This is a genomic window from Staphylococcus sp. GDX8P54P (genome assembly GCF_017893165.1).
GTDB classification, from domain to species: Bacteria; Bacillota; Bacilli; order Staphylococcales; family Staphylococcaceae; genus Staphylococcus; species Staphylococcus borealis.
Window position 1 is genome coordinate 41,431 of the sequence record NZ_JAESMM010000027.1, and the last position, 16,878, is coordinate 58,308.

Sequence of the window (16,878 nt, forward strand, 5' to 3'; positions counted from 1 at the left end):
ATATTATGTCAACAGTTGCGTTTCACACATTAGGTTGCAAAGTAAACCATTATGAAACTGAAGCAATTTGGCAATTATTTAAAGACGCTGATTACGATAGAGTTGATTTTGAAACGAATGCAGACGTCTTCGTAATCAACACTTGTACAGTAACAAATACTGGAGATAAAAAAAGTAGACAAATCATTAGAAGAGCAATTCGACAAAATCCAGACGCAGTAGTATGTGTTACAGGGTGTTATGCGCAAACATCTTCTGCAGAAATTATGGAAATTCCTGGCGTAGACGTAGTGGTAGGTACGCAAGATAGACACAAATTATTAGACTACATCCAACAATTTAGAGAAGAACGCCAACCAATTAATGGTGTTGGTAATATTATGAAAAATCGTACATATGAAGAATTAGATGTACCTTATTTTACAGATAGAACAAGAGCTTCACTAAAGATCCAAGAAGGGTGCAATAATTTCTGTACATTTTGTATCATACCATGGGCTCGTGGATTAATGCGTTCACGTGATCCTGAAAAAGTGGTTGAACAAGCTACACAATTAGTTAATGCCGGCTATAAAGAAATTGTTTTAACTGGAATTCATACTGGTGGTTATGGTCAAGATTTAAAAGATTATAATTTAGCACAGTTACTTCGTAATTTAGAAGAAATTGATGGTCTTGAACGAATTAGAATTTCATCTATTGAAGCTAGCCAATTAACTGATGAAGTTATTGATGTTTTAAAACGTTCAAATAAAGTTGTTAGACATTTACATGTTCCATTACAATCCGGTTCTGATACTGTATTAAAACGAATGAGACGTAAATATACTATGGAACATTTTTCAGAGAGAATCACAAAATTACATGGTGCGTTACCAGATTTAGCTGTTACAAGTGATGTGATTGTAGGATTCCCAGGAGAAACAGAAGAGGAATTCCAAGAAACTTATGACTTTATTGTTAAACATAAATTCTCTGAATTACATGTTTTTCCATATTCAGCTAGAATTGGTACGCCTGCTGCGCGTATGGATGATCAAATTGACGAATCTATCAAAAATGACCGTGTGCACAAATTAATCGCGTTAAGTGATCAATTAGCTAAAGAATATGCATCTAAATTTGAAGACGAAGTTTTAGAAGTTATTCCTGAAGAAGCTGGCGAAGTAGAAGGCACATTAGTTGGTTATGCTGACAACTATATGAAAGTTCAATTTGAGGGTAATGATTCTTTAATCGGACAAATTGTAAAAGTAAAAATCGTTAAAGCTGATTATCCTATTAATACAGGTAAAGTTGTTAGAATTGTAGAACACGCAACAAACAAGTCTGAAGAAGACGTATTATTATAATTTTTAAAAATTATAATAATTTGGAATTGACCATAATAAATTCATATATTATACTAAGTAAAGCATAGTTGTATATTACTATGTATTGACTTTAAAGTTCCGTTGATATTTGGAGGGAGGGAAATACAGATGTCTAAAACAGTAGTACGTAAAAATGAATCACTTGAAGATGCATTACGTAGATTTAAACGTTCAGTATCTAAAAGTGGTACTATCCAAGAAGTACGTAAACGTGAATTTTACGAAAAACCAAGCGTAAAACGTAAAAAGAAATCAGAAGCTGCACGTAAACGTAAATTCAAATAATTAATAACTCTGTTGACTCCCTCAACAAGAATATTAATTATATATATGCTCTCGATTAGTTAAACTAGTCGAGAGTTTTTTTATATTAAAGCGTCTACTATCACTATTATAACTAAGTGTATTCATGTATAATCGGAATTGAGAGCGAGGTGAAATTGTGAACTATTTCAATGCGATACATACAGTTATCAATTCCATTTTAACTACTAATCATTTATTCAATAATCTATCTCAGATTGTAACGAGTCCATTAATATCACTTATATTAACATGTATCATTTTTTTAGGCTTTTTATATCAATTGTATTCGAAGCGTATTAATTTTGCGGGAATTATCGCGATGCTTGCACTTTTAATTCTCTTCCTCGGCTTTTTAATTAACGGTGATGTTAATCTTATTTCTGTATTGCTATTCTTCGTTGGAGCAATACTCGTTATTATCGAATTATTTGTCATTGGCGCAGTCATAGGTATTATTGGCATATTATTGATTATACTTAGCATCATTATGTTAGGAGATAACATTCTTTTAATGCTATTAAATGTTGTGATTGCATCAATATTGGCAATTATTGAATGGGTGATATTAGTGAAATGGTTTAAAAGGAAAATTCCGTTTTTAGATAAAGTTGTGTTAAAAGATTCTACTAATTCAGAAGCAGGATATAGATCTCACGATGATCGTTCTCATTTAGTTGGTCAAACAGCTCGTACTGTGACAGATTTAAGACCTGCAGGAATTATAACGCTTGATAATGAAAGAATAGATGCCGTATCAGATGGCGCTTTCATTTTAAGAAATAAAGAAGTTAAAATTCTTGAGGTAGAAGGATCTAGAGTTGTTGTTAGAGAAATTGAAAACACATAAAGGAGTGGTTAAATGTTTGGATTAGGCATTATAGTGATTGCAGTTATCATAGTTATTGCATTATTAGTGCTATTCTCATTTGTTCCAGTAGGACTTTGGATATCTGCAATTGCTGCTGGAGTTAAAGTAGGTATTGGAACATTGGTAGGTATGAGATTACGTCGAGTATCTCCACGTAAGGTAATTGGTCCATTAATTAAAGCTCATAAAGCTGGGTTAAACCTTACAACAAATCAATTAGAATCACATTATTTAGCGGGTGGTAATGTCGATAGAGTCGTTGATGCGAATATAGCTGCTCAACGTGCAGATATTAACTTACCATTCGAACGTGGTGCAGCGATTGACTTGGCTGGACGTGACGTATTAGAAGCTGTTCAAATGTCTGTTAATCCTAAAGTAATTGAAACACCGTTTATAACTGGTGTAGCAATGAATGGTATAGAAGTAAAAGCGAAAGCTAGAATTACAGTACGCGCCAACATCTCTCGTTTAGTTGGTGGTGCAGGAGAAGAAACAATCATTGCTCGTGTAGGTGAAGGTATTGTTTCTACTATTGGTTCTAGTGAGCATCATACACAAGTACTGGAGAACCCTGATAACATTTCTAAGACTGTCTTAAGTAAAGGGCTTGATTCAGGTACTGCGTTCGAAATTTTATCTATCGATATAGCTGACGTAGATATTGGTAAAAATATTGGTGCTGATTTACAAACTGAACAAGCACTTGCAGATAAGAATATTGCGCAAGCGAAAGCTGAAGAACGCCGTGCTATGGCCGTAGCTTCTGAACAAGAAATGAAAGCGCGTGTTCAAGAAATGCGTGCTAAAGTGGTTGAAGCTGAATCTGAAGTGCCACTTGCAATGGCAGAAGCTTTACGTGAAGGTAACATGGGTGTCAAAGATTACTACAATCTAAAAAATGTAGAAGCTGACACTGGCATGAGAAATGCGATAAATAAACGTACTGAACAAAATGAAGATGAATCACCAAAGTAAATGTTAAGGGGTGATTAGATGAATATTGGTATTATAATTTTTATAATATCCATTATTGTAACAGGTATTAGTGCGATGAGGGATAAGAGTCATGAGCAAAGAAAAAATCAGAGACCACCACAACATAAGCCAACAACGTCTGATAAAAAAGAGACGCAAGGGAAAGGTTTCTTTGAGCAAATAGAAGAAGCATTTAGTGAATTTGAAAAAGAATTTACTAATGATGATGAACCCTCTAAACAACAAAAGAAAACCGCACAACAAGAATCAAAACGTGTTTATCAAGATAAAGAACTTGAAAAAGAAATTATTGAGGAAAGTGTACCTGAAGAATTAGAGCGTTCTACTAGGCAACGTAATAGATTTGAAAAGGAAGCGCGCCAATCAACCAATACACGAGAGCGTACTAGAGATGTTAATCATCTCCAAAAAGAACTTGAAAAGCAACTCGTAGACGACTTATATAATGTACGCTCAGAAATTGATCGTGAAAAAGAAAAGCAACTTACAAGAATTGAAAATAAAGCAAGAGCGATTATTAATGATAAAAATTTATCTGAACGTACTAAACGTTATAGATTGAAGCAATTGTTAAATAGTAAGTTAATTGAACAAGATATGACACATCAAAAATTTCAATTCGATAATGATCCAGTCGTCAATGGTATTCTTTGGCAAGAAATTCTCAATAAACCTAAGCAATTATAATTAATATTTTAACCCGAAATTCATTTTCACATGATTTTCGGGTTCTTTTTCTAATAAATATTAGAAGCTTATACTACAATTTAATAAAAAAAGCACACTAAGCCAAATAAATTTGTATACTTTAACAGACTTTAGTAAAATTTAAATGAAAGTTAATTTACTAAAGTAACTTAAATCTTAGCTTTTTAAAGATTGATATATCATGTTTTATTTTTAAAACATAAGTGAACTAATATAATCTAAATATATACATTGTTTTAGTGAAAAGGAGCGCTTATATGCCAGGAATAATTCAAATAGACGACATTAATCATTCTCAAGCACTGTTAGGTAATAATGATGAACATATTAATGCGATTGAGGAAGCGTTTGATGTCGAAATACACGCTCGTGGCCAAGAAGTAGCAGTTAAAGGTCAAAAATTAGAGCTTGTAGAAAAATCAGAATTAGTTCTTAAAAATTTATTAAAAGTCATTGAAATGGGCAACACCATAACTTTAAAAGATGTTGAAGCCGCTATAAAAATGGCTGAAAATGATACTATACATCATCTCATTGATTTATATGATGAAGAGATTACAAAAGATGCTTTTGGAAAGACAATAAGAGCAAAAACGATGGGCCAAAGATTATACGTTAATGCTATGAAAAATAATGACCTAGTCTTTGGTATTGGGCCTGCAGGTACGGGTAAAACATTTTTAGCGGTGGTGTATGCGGCTAAACAACTTAGAAAAGGTGCGGTTAAACGTATTGTATTAACAAGACCTGCTGTAGAAGCTGGGGAGTCTCTAGGATTTTTACCTGGTGATTTAAAAGAAAAAGTAGATCCTTATTTGAGACCTCTTTATGATGGATTGAATACAGTATTGGGTAGAGAACAAACTGCACGATTTATCGAGAGAGGCACAATCGAAATTGCACCATTAGCCTATATGCGTGGCCGTACACTTGATGATGCTTTTGTCATTTTAGATGAAGCTCAAAATACAACACATGCGCAAATGAAAATGTTCTTAACACGATTAGGATTCGGCTCTAAAATGGTAGTTACAGGAGATCAAACTCAAATTGATTTACCTAAAGGCGTCAAAAGTGGATTAAAAGAAGCAGTCAAAAAATTACATGGGGTTAAAGGAATTAATATTATGCAATTAGATCAAAGTGATGTTGTAAGACACCCATTAGTAAGTAAAATAATTGATCGCTATGAAGGAGACATTTAAATGTTTACAATTGATTTTAATGATCATACAGACCTTGTAGAAGAAACTTGGTATCAACAAATTGATGACTTACTTAATTTTGCTAAAGAACAAGAACAAATCGAAGAAGACGCTGAGCTTTCTGTTACTTTTGTTGATAAGAGTGAAATTCAAGAAATCAATAAAACATATCGAGATAAAGATAAAGTAACTGATGTAATTTCGTTCGCACTTGAAGAAGATGAACCTGAAATTATTGGTTTAGACATGCCAAGGGTGCTTGGAGATATCATCATCTGTACAGATGTAGCTAAAGACCAAGCTGATTCATATGGCCATTCTTTTGAAAGAGAATTAGGTTTTCTAGCACTACATGGTTTTTTACATTTACTAGGTTATGATCATATGAACGAAGAAGATGAAAAAGAAATGTTTGGACGCCAAGAGACAATATTAAATGCATACGGATTGACTAGAGATTAAGCAATTAAAACGTTTCAAATATACGTTTGATGGGTTTAAGACACTTCTTCTAAAAGATCATAATTATTTACTACATATTGTAATTGCGATTATAACTATCATTTTAGGTTATATCTGCCAATTAAGTGCAACTGAATGGTTATTTATAATATTGGCTATCTTCTTAGTACTTACGATAGAAGCAGTTAATACTGCAATAGAATGTGTAGTTGATTTAGTCACAAGTGACTATCATGAACTTGCTAAACAAGCTAAAGATATAGCTGCGTTTAGTGTTATGTTAGCATCAATTTTCGCATTAATAACTGGATTAGTTATTTTTTTACCACATATTTTCTAATATTAAAGGGGATGTTTTGATGAGTTATCAATCACATTATTTTCAAGAGGCACGAGAAGCGCAAAGTCGAGCATATGTGCCATATAGTCAATTTAAAGTAGGTGCTTATTTAAAGACTAAAGATGGTCGAACATTTTATGGTGCCAACGTCGAAAATGCAGCCTATCCTGCTACAATTTGTGCTGAACGTTCAAGTTTAGTAGCAGCCATATCTGAAGGTTATCGACCTGGTGACTTTGAATCAATAACTGTAACGGTTGATGCTGAAAAGCCATCATCACCTTGTGGAACATGTAGACAAGTTCTTAAAGAATTATGTGATGATGATATGCCAGTGTATATGACGAATCATAAAGGGGAATTACTTGAGTCAACTGTGGGCGAACTGTTACCACATGGCTTTTCAGGAAAGGATTTAGAATAGATGACAGCACATAAGTCAGGATTTGTATCAATTATAGGAAGACCCAATGTAGGTAAATCTACATTTATGAATAGAGTAATCGGACATAAAATTGCAATTATGTCTGATAAAGCACAAACTACACGTAATAAAATCCAAGGTGTAATGACTCGAGACGATGCGCAAATCATCTTCTTAGATACACCTGGCATTCATAAACCTAAACACAAATTAGGTGATTATATGATGCGTGTAGCTAAAAATACATTATCTGAAATTGATGCAATCATGTTCATGGTTAATGTAAATGAAGAAATTGGGCGTGGCGATGAATATATCATGGAAATGCTAAAAAATGTTAAAACACCAGTTTTCTTAGTGCTAAATAAAATTGATTTAGTACACCCAGATGCTTTAATGCCTAAGATAGAGCAATATCAACAGTATATGGATTTCACTGAAATCGTGCCAATCTCCGCATTAGAAGGATTGAATGTCGATCACTTTATAGATGTACTGAAACGTTATTTACCTGAAGGTCCAAAGTATTATCCGGACGATCAAATTTCAGATCACCCTGAACAGTTTGTTGTAAGTGAAATTATACGTGAAAAGATTTTACATTTAACGAGTGAAGAAATTCCTCATGCAATCGGCGTTAATGTAGATAGAATGATTAAAGAAAGTGAAGAACGTGTCAGAGTAGAAGCTACTATTTTCGTTGAGAGAGATTCACAAAAAGGTATAGTCATCGGAAAGGGTGGCAAAAAATTAAAAGAAGTAGGTAAAAGAGCAAGACATGATATCGAAATGTTATTAGGCTCAAAAGTGTATTTAGAACTTTGGGTAAAAGTTCAGAAAGATTGGCGTAATAAAGTTAATTTCATCCGTCAAATGGGATATATTGAAGATCAAGATTAATGGATCGAAGTTAGAAGGGTCGTGATACTATGCTCGAAAAACAAAAGGGAATCATTATAAAGTCCGTAGATTATGGAGAATCTGATAAAATTATTACAATTTTAAACGAGCATGGTGCCAAAATACCATTGATGGTTAGACGAGCCAAAAAATCAAAAACAGGTTTACAAGCCCATACGCAACTCTTTGTGTATGGCTTATTTATTTATAATAAATGGAAAGGTATGGGGACTTTAAGTTCAGTAGATGTAATTAATCAATATTACGATTTACGGTTGGATATATTTAATAGTAGCTATGCAACATTGTGTGTTGAGGCCATTGAGCGTTCAATGGATAGCGATGACATTTCTCCATTCCACTATAAACTGTTACACTTTGTACTCGAAAAAATTTCATCTGGTAATTCAGCGCAACTTATGTCCATTATAGTAATGTTAAAATGTATGAATCGCTTCGGTTTTACAGCATTTTTTAATCATTCAGCTATTTCAGATAGTTATGATCAATCACAATTAGCTGCATATAGTTTTGTTTATGATGGAACAATTCTTGAATCAGAATTATATAAAGATCCACATGCTTTACGAATATCTAACAAAACATTATATTTATTAGATGTCTTACAAAAATTGCCTATAGATAAAATGAATCAATTTAATATTAGTCAAGGTATTCTGGATGAAATGTCGGAACTGCTTCTATTAATATACAAAGAATATGCAGGTATGTACTTTAAAGGTCAAAAGTTAATCAATCAATTGAAACGAATTGAATATTGATAAATCTTCCAATATAAACATAAAAAACCCACCTCAAAAAATGATTTGAGGTGGGTTTTGTACTTTATATAATTATAGTTAGAAAGCAACTTTTTCAGCTAAGAACGTTTCCAATTCAGAGATAGGCATACGTACTTGTTCCATAGAGTCACGGTCACGCACTGTTACTTGATTATCTTCTAATGAATCAAAGTCAAATGTAATACAATATGGCGTACCAATTTCATCTTGTCTACGGTAACGTTTACCAATTGATTGAGATTCATCGAAGTCTATTGCAAATTTAGAACTTAATTGTTCGAAGATTTTAATCGCATCTTCAGATAATTTTTTGCTTAATGGTAAAACTGCAGCTTTATATGGTGCAAGGGCAGGGTGGAAGTGCAATACTGTTCGTGAATCTTTACTTCCTTCAACGCCTTCTTCTTCATATGCGTCACATAAGAATGCTAATGTAACACGGTCTGCACCTAATGATGGTTCAATACAATATGGCACATATTTTTCATTTGTTTCAGGATCATGGTATTTGAAATCTTCGCCTGAATGTTCACTGTGTTTTTTCAAGTCAAAATCAGTACGGCTTGCGATACCCCATAATTCACCCCAACCAAATGGGAAGCGATATTCAATATCTGTAGTTGCGTTTGAATAGTGTGATAATTCTTCTTCATCATGATCACGTAGACGCATATTATCTTCGTTGATATTTAAATCTTTTAACCATTGGCTAGCAAATGTTTTCCAATAATTTTGCCATTCAATTTCTTCACCTGGTTTACAGAAGAATTCCAATTCCATTTGTTCAAATTCTCTAGTTCTGAAGATGAAGTTACCTGGTGTAATTTCATTACGGAATGATTTACCAATTTGACCAATACCAAATGGTAGTTTTTTACGCATTGAACGTTGAACATTTTTGTAATTTACAAAAATACCTTGTGCAGTTTCAGGTCGTAAGAAAATTTCATTTGTAGAATCTTCGGTAACACCTTGGAATGTTTTGAACATAAGATTGAATTGACGAATATCTGTCCAATTAGCAGTGCCACTTACAGGACAAACGATACCTTCATCGTCAATAATACGTTTCATTTCATCAAAACTTAAACCATCGGCGATAAAGTTTTCATCACCTTTTTCTTTTTGCATGTAATCTTCAATTAACTTATCGGCACGATAACGGATTTTACTATCTTTATTATCAATCATAGGATCATTAAAGTTACCTAAATGACCTGATGCTTCCCATGTTTTTGGGTTCATTAAAATCGCTGCATCAATACCTACGTTAAATGGTGATTGTGTGATGAACTTTTGCCACCATGCTTTTTTTACATTATTTTTTAATTCAACACCTAATGGGCCGTAATCCCACGTATTTGATAATCCACCATAAATATCACTACCAGGAAAAACAAATCCTCTGTGTTTTGCTAATGATACAATTATTTCCATATCTTTAACCATATAATCTCTCCTTATTAAATACATAAAAACGCCCCAAGACAATAAATAAATGAAAATATCACATTTATCATTATCTTGGGACGAGTTAATTTATTTCACTATATCAATTAAATATAGTTGATAACTTAATAACCCGCGGTTCCACCCAAATTAGTGTAGCCACTCACTTTTATCAAATTTTACGATTAGCCAAATTGAAGTTGTTAAGCTTACACCATCCTTAACTCGCTTACCATTAGTTTAATAGATTGATTATTTAATAGCAAGAAATTATATGTATTTGTAGGTACATTAATAAATAGGTATAATAGACGTGAACAATAAAGGGGTGAAGACCTATAGAACTTAGTAAAAGACAAGAACAAATTATTGAGATAGTCAAAAGTGGAGGACCTATTACCGGGGAACACATTGCCGAAAAACTAGACTTGACACGTGCTACATTGAGACCTGATTTAGCAATTTTAACAATGTCAGGATTTTTAGAGGCTAGACCTCGAGTGGGGTATTATTATTCTGGCAAATCTAAAAATAAGTTAATGACTGATAAATTACGTCAATATGTTGTTAAAGACTATATGTCTCCACCAGTCATTGTAAAAGAGGATATGTCTGTTTATGATGCTATTTGTACGATTTTCTTAGAAGATGCTAGTACATTATTTATTATTAACGAACACAATGATTTTATTGGTGTTTGTTCTAGAAAAGACTTGTTACGTGCATCTATGATTGGTGAAGATATTCATACCATGCCAATCAGTGTTAACATGTCGAGAATGCCAAATTTAACTTATCTTGAAGAAGATGAACTTATCATTTATGCAGCAGATCAAATGATAGAAAAAGAAATTGATTCAATACCAATTGTTAAAAGTAAAGGTAATCATAAATATCAAGTAACAGGTAGAGTATCAAAAACAACAATCGCAAAATTATTTGTATCATTATTTAAAGAATAGGTGGTAAAACGATGGAAAATATAAAGATAATCATCGCATCTGATTCAATTGGAGAAACTGCTGAATTAGTAGCTAGAGCGTGTATTTCACAATTTAATCCAAAAGAATGCAAACATGATTTTTTAAGATATCCATATATTGAAACTAAGGAAGATATAGATGAGGTTATTCAAGTAGCTAATGATAGAGAGGCAATTATCGTTTATACATTAGTAAAACCAGAAATGAAAACGTATATGGAACGCAAGATTGATTCCAATCAGTTACGCTCTATTGATATTATGGGACCATTAATGGAATATTTGAAAGAAGCATTCGAAGAAAATCCATATAATCAACCTGGTAGAGTACATCGTTTGGATGATGCTTACTTCAAAAAAATTGATGCGATTGAATTTGCCGTAAAGTATGACGATGGCAAAGATCCTAAGGGTCTACCTAAAGCTGATATCGTATTAATTGGTGTTTCTAGAACCTCAAAAACGCCGTTATCACAATACTTAGCCCATAAGAGTTATAAAGTGATGAATGTTCCAATAGTACCTGAAGTAACACCTCCAGACATGTTATTTGAGATAGATCCAGCGAAATGTATCGCGTTAAGAATTAGCGAAGAAAAGTTAAATCGTATAAGAAAAAAGCGTTTAAAACAACTGGGACTAGGAGATTCAGCGAGATATGCAAATGAGTTGCGTATTAAAGAAGAGATTAAATATTTCGAAGACATCGTAAACAAAATCGGTTGCACTGTGATTGATGTTTCCGATAAAGCAATTGAAGAAACTGCTAATGACGTTATTAATATAATAGAACGTCAATCAAAATAGTTTCAATTTAAACTTCAAAAATGTATAATATTATGATAAATATTTATGGGTGATGTACTTTGCGCATTGAACAATCAGTAATTAATGAAATTAAAGATAAAACAGATATTTTGGATTTAGTAAGTGAATATGTAAAATTAGAAAAAAGAGGACGCAATTACATCGGTTTGTGTCCTTTTCATGATGAAAAGACACCTTCATTCACTGTTTCTGAAGATAAACAAATTTGCCATTGTTTTGGGTGCAAAAAAGGTGGTAACGTCTTTCAATTTACACAAGAAATTAAAGATTTATCATTCGTAGAAGCTGTTAAAGAACTAGGTGAACGTCTAAATATATCTGTTGACATTGGTAATTCAAGTGACTATACAAGTCAAATTGCGTCTGATGACTTAGCTATGATAGAGATGCATGAATTAATGAATGAGTATTATCAGTATGCTCTACTTAAAACGGTTGAAGGTGAAGACGCCTTAAACTATTTGACAAATAGAGGCTTTACTGAAGAACTTATTAAAGCGCGTGGAATAGGTTATGCACCGAATCACACGCATTTCTGTCATGACTTTTTACAACAAAAAGGTTATGATATTGAACTCGCATATGAAGCAGGCCTTTTATCTCGAAACGAAGAAAATTTTAGCTATTTTGATCGCTTTAGAGATCGCATTATGTTTCCATTAAAAAATGCGCAGGGTCGTATCGTTGGCTATTCTGGTAGAACTCACAATAATCAAGAACCTAAATATTTAAACAGTCCGGAAACACCGATATTTCAAAAAAGACGATTATTGTATAATCTTGATCAAGCTAGAAAATATATACGTAAAAATGACGAAGCCATTTTACTTGAAGGATTTATGGATGTTATAAAATCTGATTCCTCCGGCTTAAAACCTGTTATTGCTAGTATGGGTACAGCGCTATCAGATGAACACATTACCGTTCTCAAGAAATTAACATCTCATATAACACTAATGTTTGATGGTGATTTCGCAGGGCAAGAAGCAACGATTAAAACAGGACAACACCTTCTTCAACAAGGGTTAAATGTTTTTGTGGTTCAATTACCTAAAGACATGGACCCAGATGAATATATTACAAAATATGGTAATGAAAAATTTCTAGAATATGTTAATAATGAAAAGAAATCATTTATTTTATATAAATTAAATAGACATAAAGACGAAATTACTAATAATGATTTAGCTTATGAACGTTACCTTAAAGAAGTTACACAAGACATTGCAATGATGAATTCACAAATATTACAAAATAAAGTCATCAAAGATGTTGCTAATATATTTAACGTAGATCCTAGTACATTAAATGGTAATGTATTAGGCCAACAGCAATATGTTCATAATGATCCTTATTTTAACGATTATCAATCGTATAATAGTGAGATCCAACAAAACGTAAATGCAATGTTCTCAAATTTATCAAAGCAAGAGAGTGCTGAGAGAGCGCTACTTAAACATTTTATGCACGATAAAGATTTGTTTTTAAATTATCATAAGCAACTTGAAAGCGAAGATTTTAGCAATCAATTTTTCAAGCGCATCTATAGTATTTTAGAAGAATTTTACGCAGAAAATGACAAATATTCGATAAGTGATATGATATTATACACAGACAACGATGATTTAAGAGATGCGATTATTGCATTAGACAATTATGATTTAAATGAAGAGCCTTATGATAGCGAAATTGAAGATTATATGAATGTTATAAATGAAGCTAAATATGGTGACACAATTGAAGAATTAAATCACAAGTTGCGCGAAGCATCGCGACTAGGTGATGTAGAATTACAAAAATATTATTTAGAACAAATCGTTAATAAAAATAAAGCAAGAATGTAACATCATTATTAAAATAAATGCGTATTTGAAGCATACAGGTTTAAACAAATCATATAAATTGTATTTCTATTTAATAACCATTATTGTATAATGGTTATTATGCGTTTTTAACGGGTAGAAATGGAACATAAGTAATATTTAATGAATGTAGTAGTTTTGAAACCAATTTAGTATTTAACATTCAAATATTGAATATGAAATGTTACCATTGTTATGAATTTTTATTAATACTTTTCTTATTATATTGAAATATTATATAATTAAATATCTTGTTTGAAAGCATATATTACTATTGGGAGGCCTTTTCATGTCTGATAACCAAGTTAAAATTAAAAAACAAACAATAGATCCGACATTAACATTAGAAGATGTTAAAAAACAATTAATTGAAAAAGGGAAAAAGGAAGGTCACCTTAGCCATGAAGAAATAGCCGAAAAATTACAAAATTTCGACATGGATTCTGATCAAATGGACGATTTCTTTGACCAATTAAATGATAATGATATCAGTTTAGTAAATGAGAAAGATAGCTCAGATACTGATGAGAAATTAAATCCTAATGATTTAAGTGCCCCTCCTGGCGTTAAAATAAATGACCCTGTCAGAATGTATCTAAAAGAAATCGGGCGAGTAAATCTACTTAGTGCTCAAGAAGAAATTGAACTCGCGAAACGTATTGAGCAAGGTGATGAAATTGCTAAGTCTCGTTTAGCAGAAGCTAACCTACGTCTTGTTGTAAGTATTGCAAAAAGATATGTAGGCCGTGGCATGTTATTCCTTGATTTAATTCAGGAAGGTAACATGGGATTAATCAAAGCAGTAGAGAAATTTGACTTTAGTAAAGGGTTTAAATTCTCAACATATGCTACTTGGTGGATTAGACAAGCAATTACTAGAGCGATTGCCGACCAAGCCCGTACAATCAGAATTCCAGTACACATGGTTGAAACTATCAATAAATTAATTCGTGTTCAAAGACAATTATTACAAGATTTAGGTCGTGATCCAGCACCTGAAGAAATTGGGGAAGAAATGGATTTACCACCAGAAAAGGTACGCGAAATTCTTAAAATTGCTCAAGAACCGGTATCTCTTGAAACACCAATTGGCGAAGAAGATGATAGTCATTTAGGTGATTTCATCGAAGACCAAGAAGCACAAAGTCCATCTGATCATGCTGCATATGAACTATTAAAAGAACAACTTGAAGATGTATTAGATACACTTACGGATCGTGAAGAGAATGTTCTACGATTACGTTTCGGCTTAGATGATGGTAGAACGCGAACACTTGAAGAAGTGGGTAAAGTCTTTGGTGTTACGCGTGAAAGAATACGTCAAATTGAAGCGAAAGCTTTAAGAAAGCTTAGACATCCAAGTCGTAGCAAGCGACTAAAAGACTTTATGGATTAATAAATAAAATAATTCGAGTTTAAATTGATTTATTTTTCATTGCTCATTATAGATTTAACGCTTATATACGAGTCGAATTAGTAATGATTACACTTTGTTATAGGTGTTACTATAATGTGCTTTAGAAAAATGCTAGACTGAGACACTTAACTTTGTCCCAGTCTCTTTTTATAGTAAAGGAGATATCTATGATAACTTTAAACCAAAGATTAACTACTGTGTGCAACCATCTTGTTCCAGGAAGCTTAGCCGACATTGGTTCAGACCATGCCTATCTTCCCATCTATGCGATTCAACATGGTCTAATTACACATGCTATTGCAGGTGAAGTCATAAAAGGACCTTTTGAAGCAGCGAAAAAGAATGTGTCAGAAAATCAGCTCAATGATGTTATCGATGTTCGATTAGGGGACGGATTAAGTGTACTTCGTCAGAATGAATCTATTCAAAATATAACCATTTGTGGCATGGGTGGTCCGCTTATAGCAAGAATATTGAATGAAGGACGCATTCATTTAGCAAATGGTCCTAGATTAATCTTGCAAAGTAATATTCAAACTGAAGTATTAAGATACACGCTCATGACACTGAATTACCAAATCATAGAAGAAGTCATTATGGAAGAGAAAGGACATATCTATGAAGTTGTGGTTGCAACGCATATGGATCATCAGGATCATTTAGACAAAAAAGAATTAAAATTTGGGCCGAAATTATTACAAAATAAAAATGAAATATTTTATAAAAAATGGCGTCATGAATTAGAAGCTTTAAATCACATTCGTAATCAATTGAATTCAGAGTTACATCATGAGAGACTTAAAGAGATAGATAATGATATATCATTAATTACAGAGGTGTTAAATAATGAAAATTAAACAATTAATGTCTATTATCGATACACATGTGCCATTAGAGACAGCTGAGAATTGGGACAATGTTGGATTACTTATAGGTAATCATGAATCTGAAATCAATGGTATATTAACGACGTTGGATTGTACAGATGCAATTGTTAACCAAGCTATCGACAAAGGCTATAATACGATTATCGCTCACCATCCTTTAATTTTTAAAGGGGTTAAATCAATCATTGATGATGGCTATGGTCAATTAATTCAAAAAATAATTCGTCACAATATCAACCTTATTGCGTTGCACACAAATCTTGACAATTACGTTTACGGTGTTAACCAAATGTTGGCTAATAAATTAAAATTGCAAGATATACAATTTTTAAATCAAGAGAATGAAACGTATTATAAAGTTCAAACATATATACCTAAGGATAATGTAGAAAACTTTAAAAATAGTCTTGATAAACATGGACTTGCCAAAGAAGGTAATTATGAGTATTGTTTTTATGAAACTGAAGGTAAAGGCCAATTTAAACCTGTAGGAAATGCTAATCCACATCTAGGTCAGCTGAATAACATAGAATATGTGAATGAAGTTAAAATTGAATTCATGATTAAAGCTAGCCAGTATGCATTAGCTGAAAAAGCAATTATCGACAATCATCCTTATGAAACTCCTGTCTATGATTTTATTAAAATGACTAAAACAGCAAATTATGGTCTTGGCAAAATTGGCACTTTAGAAGATGCGATGTCATTAACAGACTTTGTAAAATTTGTGAAACATGAACTTGATATCCCAAGTGTTCGATACACAGGCGATGCGAATAAACGTATCCAAAACGTAGCTATCATCGGTGGTGCCGGAATTGGTTATGAGACACTTGCATTTAACAAAGGTGCAGACATCTTTATAACTGGAGATGTTAAACACCACGATGCACTTGATGCACAAACGTATGGTATGACCATTTTAGATATCAATCATTACAGTGAGTATGTGATGAGAGAGGGACTTAAAGAATTATTAGAACAATGGCTATATGATGAAAGTATAGATTTTCCAATTGATGCTTCTAATATCAATACCGATCCATTCAACTACATGTAAATTGA

Annotated in this window: 18 protein-coding genes; 17 read left to right on the plus strand and 1 reads right to left on the minus strand. The window is 32.6% G+C overall.

The annotated features are described in order from the left end of the window. Positions 1 to 5: 5 nt before the first annotated feature. The 11 genes from mtaB to recO all read left to right on the plus strand — a co-directional run bounded on the left by mtaB (position 6) and on the right by recO (position 8,367). Positions 6 to 1,352 carry a tRNA (N(6)-L-threonylcarbamoyladenosine(37)-C(2))-methylthiotransferase MtaB gene (gene mtaB / locus KA909_RS09960; RefSeq protein WP_210130164.1) on the plus strand — a complete coding sequence of 449 codons (1,347 nt, stop codon included), beginning with the start codon at positions 6 to 8 and terminating at the stop codon, positions 1,350 to 1,352. A gap of 129 nt (positions 1,353 to 1,481) precedes the next feature. Continuing rightward, a complete protein-coding gene (rpsU, locus tag KA909_RS09965; RefSeq protein WP_000048060.1) occupies positions 1,482 to 1,658 on the plus strand; it encodes a 30S ribosomal protein S21 in 177 nt (58 codons plus the stop codon). Positions 1,659 to 1,854: 196 nt separating this feature from the next. Further along, positions 1,855 to 2,526, plus strand: a complete 672-nt coding sequence (locus KA909_RS09970) for an NfeD family protein (RefSeq protein ID WP_398577052.1) — start codon at positions 1,855 to 1,857, stop codon at positions 2,524 to 2,526. A 12-nt stretch (positions 2,527 to 2,538) separates the two neighbouring features. Then, positions 2,539 to 3,525 carry a flotillin-like protein FloA gene (gene floA, locus KA909_RS09975; protein WP_053029522.1) on the plus strand — a complete coding sequence of 329 codons (987 nt, stop codon included), beginning with the start codon at positions 2,539 to 2,541 and terminating at the stop codon, positions 3,523 to 3,525. 18 nt (positions 3,526 to 3,543) lie between these two features. Further along, positions 3,544 to 4,233, plus strand: coding sequence for a hypothetical protein (locus tag KA909_RS09980; RefSeq protein ID WP_075108705.1), 690 nt, complete (start codon positions 3,544 to 3,546; stop codon positions 4,231 to 4,233). 278 nt (positions 4,234 to 4,511) lie between these two features. Then, positions 4,512 to 5,459, plus strand: a complete 948-nt coding sequence (locus tag KA909_RS09985) for a PhoH family protein (RefSeq protein WP_193839281.1) — start codon at positions 4,512 to 4,514, stop codon at positions 5,457 to 5,459. Beyond that, complete coding sequence (ybeY, locus tag KA909_RS09990) at positions 5,460 to 5,921, plus strand: rRNA maturation RNase YbeY (protein WP_070854954.1); 462 nt, start codon at positions 5,460 to 5,462, stop codon at positions 5,919 to 5,921. Next, positions 5,917 to 6,261 carry a diacylglycerol kinase family protein gene (locus KA909_RS09995; protein WP_053029518.1) on the plus strand — a complete coding sequence of 115 codons (345 nt, stop codon included), beginning with the start codon at positions 5,917 to 5,919 and terminating at the stop codon, positions 6,259 to 6,261. Before ybeY ends, KA909_RS09995 begins: the two co-directional genes overlap by 5 nt. Positions 6,262 to 6,280: 19 nt before the next feature. Then, positions 6,281 to 6,685 (plus strand): cytidine deaminase, encoded by a 405-nt coding sequence (gene cdd, locus KA909_RS10000; protein ID WP_070854955.1) that lies wholly within the window; start codon positions 6,281 to 6,283, stop codon positions 6,683 to 6,685. Continuing rightward, on the plus strand, positions 6,686 to 7,585 hold the full coding sequence (gene era / locus KA909_RS10005; protein WP_210130165.1) for a GTPase Era: 900 nt from the start codon (positions 6,686 to 6,688) through the stop codon (positions 7,583 to 7,585). It begins immediately after the preceding gene. A gap of 29 nt (positions 7,586 to 7,614) precedes the next feature. Then, on the plus strand, positions 7,615 to 8,367 hold the full coding sequence (gene recO, locus KA909_RS10010; RefSeq protein WP_075108708.1) for a DNA repair protein RecO: 753 nt from the start codon (positions 7,615 to 7,617) through the stop codon (positions 8,365 to 8,367). Between the two features lie 78 nt (positions 8,368 to 8,445). Here the strand turns inward: recO and KA909_RS10015 are convergent, their stop codons facing one another. Further along, positions 8,446 to 9,837: a glycine--tRNA ligase gene (locus KA909_RS10015; RefSeq protein WP_210130166.1), complete on the minus strand. Its 1,392-nt coding sequence runs from the start codon at positions 9,835 to 9,837 to the stop codon at positions 8,446 to 8,448. 338 nt (positions 9,838 to 10,175) lie between these two features. On the opposite strand from KA909_RS10015, the gene ccpN reads away from it, so the two are divergent. The 6 genes from ccpN (at position 10,176) to KA909_RS10045 (ending at position 16,873) form a co-directional block, all read left to right on the plus strand. Then, positions 10,176 to 10,799, plus strand: a complete 624-nt coding sequence (ccpN, locus tag KA909_RS10020; RefSeq protein ID WP_193839968.1) for a transcriptional regulator CcpN — start codon at positions 10,176 to 10,178, stop codon at positions 10,797 to 10,799. A gap of 11 nt (positions 10,800 to 10,810) precedes the next feature. Continuing rightward, positions 10,811 to 11,626: a pyruvate, water dikinase regulatory protein gene (locus tag KA909_RS10025; RefSeq protein ID WP_210130167.1), complete on the plus strand. Its 816-nt coding sequence runs from the start codon at positions 10,811 to 10,813 to the stop codon at positions 11,624 to 11,626. Positions 11,627 to 11,685: 59 nt separating this feature from the next. Beyond that, positions 11,686 to 13,491, plus strand: a complete 1,806-nt coding sequence (gene dnaG, locus KA909_RS10030; RefSeq protein WP_210130168.1) for a DNA primase — start codon at positions 11,686 to 11,688, stop codon at positions 13,489 to 13,491. A 307-nt stretch (positions 13,492 to 13,798) separates the two neighbouring features. Beyond that, positions 13,799 to 14,905, plus strand: coding sequence for an RNA polymerase sigma factor RpoD (rpoD, locus tag KA909_RS10035; RefSeq protein ID WP_053029511.1), 1,107 nt, complete (start codon positions 13,799 to 13,801; stop codon positions 14,903 to 14,905). Positions 14,906 to 15,093: 188 nt separating this feature from the next. Further along, positions 15,094 to 15,783: a tRNA (adenine(22)-N(1))-methyltransferase gene (locus KA909_RS10040; RefSeq protein ID WP_193839286.1), complete on the plus strand. Its 690-nt coding sequence runs from the start codon at positions 15,094 to 15,096 to the stop codon at positions 15,781 to 15,783. Further along, positions 15,773 to 16,873, plus strand: a complete 1,101-nt coding sequence (locus tag KA909_RS10045; protein ID WP_075108713.1) for a Nif3-like dinuclear metal center hexameric protein — start codon at positions 15,773 to 15,775, stop codon at positions 16,871 to 16,873. The genes KA909_RS10040 and KA909_RS10045 overlap by 11 nt, the downstream gene beginning before the upstream one ends. Positions 16,874 to 16,878: the final 5 nt, after the last annotated feature.

What these genes read in the sequence shown, in the direction of transcription:
- KA909_RS10025 (WP_210130167.1), top strand. Translation starts at nt 10,811, where the DNA reads ATGGAAAATATAAAGATAATCATCGCATCTGATTCAATTGGAGAAACT.
- mtaB (WP_210130164.1), top strand. Translation starts at nt 6, where the DNA reads ATGTCAACAGTTGCGTTTCACACATTAGGTTGCAAAGTAAACCATTAT.
- ybeY (WP_070854954.1), top strand. Translation starts at nt 5,460, where the DNA reads ATGTTTACAATTGATTTTAATGATCATACAGACCTTGTAGAAGAAACT.
- floA (WP_053029522.1), top strand. Translation starts at nt 2,539, where the DNA reads ATGTTTGGATTAGGCATTATAGTGATTGCAGTTATCATAGTTATTGCA.
- KA909_RS10045 (WP_075108713.1), top strand. Translation starts at nt 15,773, where the DNA reads ATGAAAATTAAACAATTAATGTCTATTATCGATACACATGTGCCATTA.
- rpoD (WP_053029511.1), top strand. Translation starts at nt 13,799, where the DNA reads ATGTCTGATAACCAAGTTAAAATTAAAAAACAAACAATAGATCCGACA.
- cdd (WP_070854955.1), top strand. Translation starts at nt 6,281, where the DNA reads ATGAGTTATCAATCACATTATTTTCAAGAGGCACGAGAAGCGCAAAGT.
- KA909_RS09985 (WP_193839281.1), top strand. Translation starts at nt 4,512, where the DNA reads ATGCCAGGAATAATTCAAATAGACGACATTAATCATTCTCAAGCACTG.
- KA909_RS09980 (WP_075108705.1), top strand. Translation starts at nt 3,544, where the DNA reads ATGAATATTGGTATTATAATTTTTATAATATCCATTATTGTAACAGGT.
- rpsU (WP_000048060.1), top strand. Translation starts at nt 1,482, where the DNA reads ATGTCTAAAACAGTAGTACGTAAAAATGAATCACTTGAAGATGCATTA.
- KA909_RS10040 (WP_193839286.1), top strand. Translation starts at nt 15,094, where the DNA reads ATGATAACTTTAAACCAAAGATTAACTACTGTGTGCAACCATCTTGTT.
- recO (WP_075108708.1), top strand. Translation starts at nt 7,615, where the DNA reads ATGCTCGAAAAACAAAAGGGAATCATTATAAAGTCCGTAGATTATGGA.
- era (WP_210130165.1), top strand. Translation starts at nt 6,686, where the DNA reads ATGACAGCACATAAGTCAGGATTTGTATCAATTATAGGAAGACCCAAT.
- KA909_RS10015 (WP_210130166.1), bottom strand. Translation starts at nt 9,837, where the DNA reads ATGGTTAAAGATATGGAAATAATTGTATCATTAGCAAAACACAGAGGA.